The sequence below is a fragment of the Streptococcus sp. GMD4S genome (assembly GCF_000296955.1).
Genome location: NZ_AJRE01000294.1, coordinates 1 through 930 on the forward strand (window position 1 = coordinate 1; position 930 = coordinate 930).

Annotated in this window: 1 protein-coding gene; it reads left to right on the plus strand. The window is 44.6% G+C overall.

Going from position 1 to position 930, the window contains the following annotated elements; all coding sequences use genetic code 11:
• Nucleotides 1–44: 44 nt before the first annotated feature.
• Nucleotides 45–930: family 20 glycosylhydrolase (locus GMD4S_RS09455; RefSeq protein WP_000764167.1), on the plus strand; the 886-nt coding region annotated here is incomplete at its 3' end.

Consider the following 930-nt stretch of genomic DNA (forward strand, 5'->3'; position numbering starts at 1 on the left):
TATGTAAACGCTATCATATATGATAATAACAAGGAGGTTTTGTCATGAAACTAGAAAAGAAACAGCGCTTCTCCATCCGTAAATACGCAGTTGGAGCAGCTTCTGTACTTATAGGATTTGCTTTTAGCGCACAAGTCGCAGCTGCCGACGGGATTACTCCGACTCCAACAGCTGGGGAAACAGTTCAAACTGTCCAGGAGAGTCCGCAAACACCCAATGAGGCTGGAGAGTCCAAGGCCCCAGAAAAACTGGAAGAAAAGGCTGAAGAACCTGTAAAAGAGGAGATCAAAGAAGACACGGAGGCTCCTCATACAGTTGCTCCAAAAACGGAAGAAACAACTGCACCAGCTGTGACAGAAAATGCTAGTCCTACTCCGACTACTGAGAAAGAAAGTCCTGCTCCAACTGAAGTTCCTGCAGAAAACTCTCCTTCAGAAAAGAAAAATGAAGCAGCCACACCTGCAGTAACCACACCTGCAGTAGCCACTCCTAGTACGGAACGAGCAGCTCAGGTAAATGAAAAACTGGCTAAACGAAAAATGATCTCAATTGATGCTGGACGCAAGTACTTCTCGCCTGAGCAACTCAAAGAAATCATCGACAAAGCTAAACACTATGGTTATACTGATCTTCATTTACTAGTTGGAAATGATGGCATGCGTTTCATGCTGGACGACATGACGATCAAAGCCAATGGCAAAACCTATGCAAGCGATGATGTCAAACGTGCACTCGAAAACGGAACCAATGCCTACTACAAGGATCCAAACGGCAACCATTTGACAGAGAGTCAAATGACGGACTTGATCAACTATGCTAAAAACAAAGGCATTGGTCTCATCCCAACTGTAAACAGCCCTGGTCACATGGATGCGATTTTGCATGCCATGAAAGAACTAGGCATCCAAAAACCGAACTTCAACTACTTTG